Source organism: Frankia nepalensis (genome assembly GCF_016786325.1).
GTDB lineage: Bacteria > Actinomycetota > Actinomycetes > Frankiales > Frankiaceae > Pseudofrankia > Pseudofrankia nepalensis.
In genome coordinates, this window is record NZ_JADWYU010000265.1 from 1 (window position 1) to 5819 (window position 5819).

3 protein-coding genes are annotated in these 5819 nt (G+C 71.4%); all 3 read right to left on the bottom strand.

The window, feature by feature from the left end:
* Window positions 1-279 precede the first annotated feature (279 nt).
* Complete coding sequence (locus tag I6A81_RS39935) at window positions 280-1953, bottom strand: sugar transferase (protein WP_407661460.1); 1674 nt, start codon at window positions 1951-1953, stop codon at window positions 280-282.
* Between the two features lie 826 nt (window positions 1954-2779).
* Window positions 2780-4141, bottom strand: a complete 1362-nt coding sequence (locus tag I6A81_RS39940) for a UDP-glucose dehydrogenase family protein (RefSeq protein WP_238429569.1) — start codon at window positions 4139-4141, stop codon at window positions 2780-2782.
* Between the two features lie 165 nt (window positions 4142-4306).
* The coding region (locus tag I6A81_RS39945; protein ID WP_238441606.1) for a sugar transferase at window positions 4307-5819 on the bottom strand (1513 nt) is incomplete at its 5' end.

A 5819-nucleotide genomic window follows, 5' to 3' on the forward strand; every position in this document is an offset into this window, starting at 1 on the left:
GAGGAGGACCTGACCCGGCGCACCGGCCGCCCGCCCCCGGGGGGGCCCCGCCGCCCTGGCGGCCCCCGGCGACCCGGCCCTGACGGCGCGGCGCCAGCGGTTCGCCGCCGGGCACAGCTGGAACGATCGCGCGGCCCGGATCGCGAAGCTGCTCGGGGTGGACCACGACGCGCTGGCGCGGCCAGGAACCGCGCGGGCGGGCGAACCGGCCGACGCCGACGGGGGACCGGACGCCCGGGAGACGCCGGCCGCCCAGTGGTCCCAGCCGCCGGTCCGGGGTCAGTAGGCGCCTTCGCGCTTTATGACGGCGAAGAGGGTGCGCCAGAGAATGATCAGGTCCATGGCGAGCGACCAGTTCTCGACGTAGCGCAGGTCGAGGCGGACCGACTCGTCCCAGTCGAGGTCGCTGCGGCCGCTGACCTGCCACAGGCCGGTCAGTCCCGGCTTGACCATCAGCCGGCGGTGGACGTCGTCGGCGTAGTTGGCGACCTCGCTCGGCAGCGGCGGGCGCGGCCCGACGAGCGACATCGTTCCGTTGAGCACGTTGAACAGTTGCGGCAGCTCGTCGAGCGACCACTTGCGCAGGAACTTCCCGACCCTGGTCACCCGCGGGTCGTCGCGCATCTTGAACAGCTCGCCAGCACCCTCGTTCCGCTCGGCCAGGTCTGCCTTGCGCGTTTCCGCGTCCATGACCATCGAGCGGAACTTGAACATCGTGAACTCTTTGCCGCGCTGCCCGACCCGGGTCTGCTTGAAGATCGCCGGACCTCGGCTGGTGAGCCGAACCGCCAGCCCCAGCGTGATGAACAGCGGGAGGCCCGCGAGCACCACGCACAGCGCGACGGTCCGGTCGAGCGCGCCCTTCATCAGTCGGCGGGCGCCGGTGAGCTCGGGCTCCTCGATGTGCAGCAGCGGGAGGCCGGCTACGGGGCGCAGGTGGATCCGCGGCCCGGTCACGTCCGTGATCGCGGAGGAGACCAGCACGTCGACGTCGGAGCCTTCCAGGGCCCACAGGGCGCGATGCAGCCGTTCGCCGTCGATCTGCGGGCTGAACGCGACGGCCGAGGCCTCCGTCCGCCGGATCGCGTCCTCGAGCGCTTCGGACGTCCCGACGATCGGTACCCCGGCGAGGTCGAACCCGGCACGGTCCGGGCGGTCGGCGCTGTGCAGGCCGGGGGCGCGGTCGAGGCAGACGCCGACCACGTTCCAGCCGGTGGTCAGGTCACGCCGCGCGATCCGGACCAGCGAGGCCGCCGACTCGCCGGAGCCGACAACCAGCACCCGGTGCTGGCACTTGCCGGCCCGGCGCATCCGGTGCAGCCGGGCGCGGACCACCACGCGGCCGGCCAGCGTCAGCACCGTCGCGGTCGGGAACAGGATCAGCAGATAGCCGCGGGCGACCTCGGCCTTGGTCGCGTACGAGGCGACCGCGACCAGCGCGACGAGCCGCACGGCGGCGTTGAGGACCCGGCGGAACTCCTCCGAGCCGCCGCCGAGGAAGCGATGCTCGTAGCCCCGGTTCAGCGCCACCGCCGCGATCCAGGCGATCGGCAGGCCCAGGGTGATGAACAGGTAAGGCCGGGAAGAGGTCGGCGTCTGCGCGAACTGGATGAACCCACCGAACCGGAGCAGGTAGGCAAGACCCGACGCGGCCAGGCACGCGGCCAGGTCGGCGAGCACCACGAGCCGCGCGTAGCCCCGTTCCCAGTGGACGTGCGCCCGGTACGGCTCGCGCGGCCCGTCGTGCGGCCGCGCCGAGAGGACCGCGAGCTCCGCGGCGCTGCGGGTGGTGGCGTGCGGGTGTCCGCGCTGGGCCGGCGGGCGCCCGGCGAGCCGGGCGCGGAAGTTGCGCATCGACACGCGCAGGGTGGTCTCGGCGTCGCCCTCGGGCTGGCCGGGATGCCCCGCCCGGCCCGCCGCGTCAGCCGGCCCGTGCGTCCTCGTCTCCGTCACGCGCGGATCTCCCGCCGCCCAGGGTTCGTGACCGGCGTGACCGGCGTGGCCAGCCGGCGCTCAGCGGTCAGCCGCCTCGTGCCCATGGCACCCCCTCCGCCGAAACGCCAACCCCAGGCCAGTGATCCGCGCGGTCCCTCGACCGGCCGGCTCGTGGCCGACCCGGCGAGGCCCCGGGCCGTCCATAGGCGGTGGAGGTAGCACGCGCGTTGAAAATACCAACGCTGTCGAGATCACCGACGATGAGTCATCCTTCAGCCGATTGATCGGCATTTGGACCGCTTCGCCGGCTCCCGGACAGCGGGTCGCGCCGGCTCGGCACCGGGCCGTCTCGCGGCGGGCACGGCACCACGGGCCGCGGTGCCCTCAGGACCACCGCGCAGGCCATCGCGTCCGGGATGTCGCGCGGCGTGCGCCAGCTCCCTGATCGTTGAGTGGCGCGCGCGGCCGCGCCGGTGCGCGGCGGAGAATTGACCTCAAGATGCTCGTCACCATACGGCGCCGTCCATGACCGCTCGCCGTGGTCCCGGCTGGCGGTGCCCACTGTCGGACCGGTCTACGGCGCTTCCCGTGGACAGATCATGTTCCGTGGTTCCGGATCGCCGATCCGCGTACGCAACCGGCGATCTTCACCCGGTTCCGGCCTGGTGTCCTCGGGAGATCGCCAGGTCTGCACGAGGTTCAGGGACAAAACGGACGGAAATCGCCGGACGGCGCGCACATCTGACGATCAAGGAAGTCGCCGGGCCTTCCACGGACCGATGATCATCGGATGTGTGCGCGGATCGGCGGTCGAGCGGCCCCGGAAAGATCCACGCGAAGGGCTTCAGACCCGTGGCCGGCCGAGGGCGTAGTAGGACCAACCGGCGGCCCGCCAGCGGGCGACGTCGAGAGCGTTCCGACCGTCGATGACGGTCGGGGTGCGCACGTAGGATGCCAAGGCGACGGGGTCGATCTCTCGGAAGTCCGACCATTCGGTCAGGTGCAACACGATGTCGGCGTCGGTCGCCGCCTGGACGGCGTTGTCGGCATAGGACAATTCTGGATGCCGCTGACGCGCGTTCGGCACGGCGGCCGGGTCGGTGACGGTCACCACCGCGCCCGCACGGTGCAGCAGGTTGGCGACGTCCAGAGCGGGCGAGTCCCGAATATCGTCGCTGTTTGGCTTGAAGGCGGCACCGAGCACCGCCACTCGCCGTCCGGCGACACTGCCACCGAGCAGCTCCGTCGTGAGTTCGGCCATCCTGGTCCGGCGCCGCAGGTTGATCGCGTCGACCTCGGCGAGGAAACCGACCGCGTATCCCGCGCCGAGCTCCGCCGCCCGCGCCTGAAACGCGCGGATGTCCTTCGGCAGGCAGCCACCGCCGAACCCGACACCCGCTCCGAGGAATCTCCCGCCGATCCTGGCGTCGTGCGCCAGGGCGGCGGCGAGCGTCTTGACATCGCCACCGGTGGCCTCGCAGATCTCGGCCATCGCGTTGATGAAGGAGATCTTGGTCGCCAGGAAGGCGTTGGCCGCCACCTTGACGAGCTCGGCGGTCGCGAAGTCGGTGAGTACCAGCGGTGTGCCCGCCTCGATGGCGCTGGCGTAGATCGCGCGCAGCATTCCCTCGGCCCGGCCGCCGTCGTCCGCCTGGAGCCCCAGGACCAGCCGGTCCGGGCGCATGGTGTCCTCGACGGCGAACCCCTCTCTGAGGAACTCGGGGTTCCAAGCCAGGCCGACCAGGGGCGCCTCGGTCGCCAGCCGCCTCGCGAGCGCGGCGGCGGTACCCGCTGGCACCGTGGACTTGCCGACCAGCAGTGAACCCGGTTTCGGACCGGCGGCGAGCAGCCGGTCGACGGCCGAGACAAGGTGGCTCAGGTCGGCCGCCGGTGAGTCGGGCCGCTGCGGGGTGCCGACACAAAGAAAATGCACATCCGCGGCGGCGGCATCGGTGAACGAGGTCGTAAAGGTCAGCCGGCCGGTGTCGAGGTTCTTGCGCAACAGCTCCTCGAGCCCTGGCTCGAAAAACGGCACCCTTCCGGCGGCCAGGTTCGCGACCTTGCCCGGATCGATGTCCACGCCCACGACCGAAAAACCCAGCTCGCTCATGCAGACCGCGTGGGTCGCGCCGAGATAACCGGTTCCTATGATGCTGACGCGTGTGGCCGCCGGCGGGTTGTCGGTGGACATCTTTTCGGTGGACATCGCTCTCCGTTCTCAATGGACATTGGTTCTCAACGGACATTTCCCGTGGCGGTGAACGTCCCTGTCCAGATCCGTGGCGAACGAGATCCCGTGTCCATGTCGATGAAGGTCGGGCTGTCGATGAGGTAGGGGCCGGCCGCGCGGACGGGCCCGCCCACGGGCATGTCAATAGGCGCCCTCGCGCTTGAGGACGGCGAAGACGGTGCGCCACAGGATGATCAGGTCCATGGCGAGCGACCAGTTCTCGACGTAGCGCAGGTCGAGGCGCACCGCCTCGTCCGTCGGCAGGTCGCTGCGGCCGCTGACCTGCCACAGGCCGGTCAGTCCCGGCTTGACCATCAGCCGGCGGTGGACGTCGTCGGCGTACCGCGCGACCTCGCGGGGCAGGGGTGGGCGCGGCCCGACGAGCGACATCGTTCCGTTGAACACGTTGAGCAGCTGCGGCAGCTCGTCGAGCGACCACTTGCGCAGGAACTTCCCGACCCGGGTGATCCGAGGGTCGTTCTTCGCCTTGTACATGTAGTCGTCCGCGCGGTCGTTGAGCGCGAGGACCTCGGCGAGCCTCTGCTCCGCGTCGACGTACATCGAGCGGAACTTGAACATCGTGAACTCTTTGCCGTGCTGCCCGACGCGGGTCTGTGTGAAGATCGCGGGACCGCGGCTGGTAAGCCGGACGGCCAGTGCCAGCCCGACGAACAGGGGCGCGAGCAGCGTGAGGGTGACCAGCGCGACACCGCGGTCGAGCGCGTCCTTCATCAGTCGGCGGGCGCCGGTGAGCTCGGGCTCCTCGATGTGCAGCAGCGGGAGGCCGGCTACGGGGCGCAGGTGGATCCGCGGCCCGGTCACGTCCGTGACCGCCGACGAGACCAGCACGTCGACGTTGGAACCCTCCAGGGCCCACAGGGCGCGGCGCAGCCGTTCGCCGTCGATCTGCGGGCTGATCGCGACCGTGGTGGCGTCGGTGAGCCGGATCGCGCTCTCCAACGCGTCCGACGTGCCGACGATCGGGATGCCGAACAGGTCGAAGCCGGCGCGTTCCAGCCGGTCGTGGCTGTGGCGGCCGGGTGCCCGGTCCAGGCAGACACCAACCACGTTCCAGCCGGCGCTCGGATCGCGCCGCGCCAGCCGGACCAGCGAGGCCGCCGACTCGCCGGCACCGACGACCAGCACCCGGTGCTGGCAGCGGCCGGCGCGGCGCAGCCGGTCCAGCAACTCGCGGCTGGCCGCCCGGCCGGCGAGCGTGAGCAGTGTGGCCGTCGGGAAGACGATCAGCAGGTAGGCGCGGGCGACCTCGGCCTTGGTCGCGTACGACCCGACGGCGACCAGCGCGATGAGGCGCACCGCGGCGTTGAGGACGCGGCGGAACTCCTCCGACCCGCCGCCGAGGAAGCGATCCTCGTACGCCCGGTTCAGTGACATCGCGAGCAGCCAGGCGAGCGGGAAGATCGCGCTGACGACGAGGTACGGCGTCGCCGACGCCGGCTTGAGGTTGAACTCGACCAGCCCGCCGAACCGGAGCAGGTACGCGAGCGCCGCCGCCAGCGTGCCCGCGGCCAGGTCGGCGCACATCACCAGGCGGGCGTACTTGCGCTCCCAGGAGACGTGCGCGCGGTAGGGGGCGCGCGTCGGCGGCGCGGTGCTCTCCGGCCCGGTGGTCTTCGGCGCGGTGGTCTCCGGC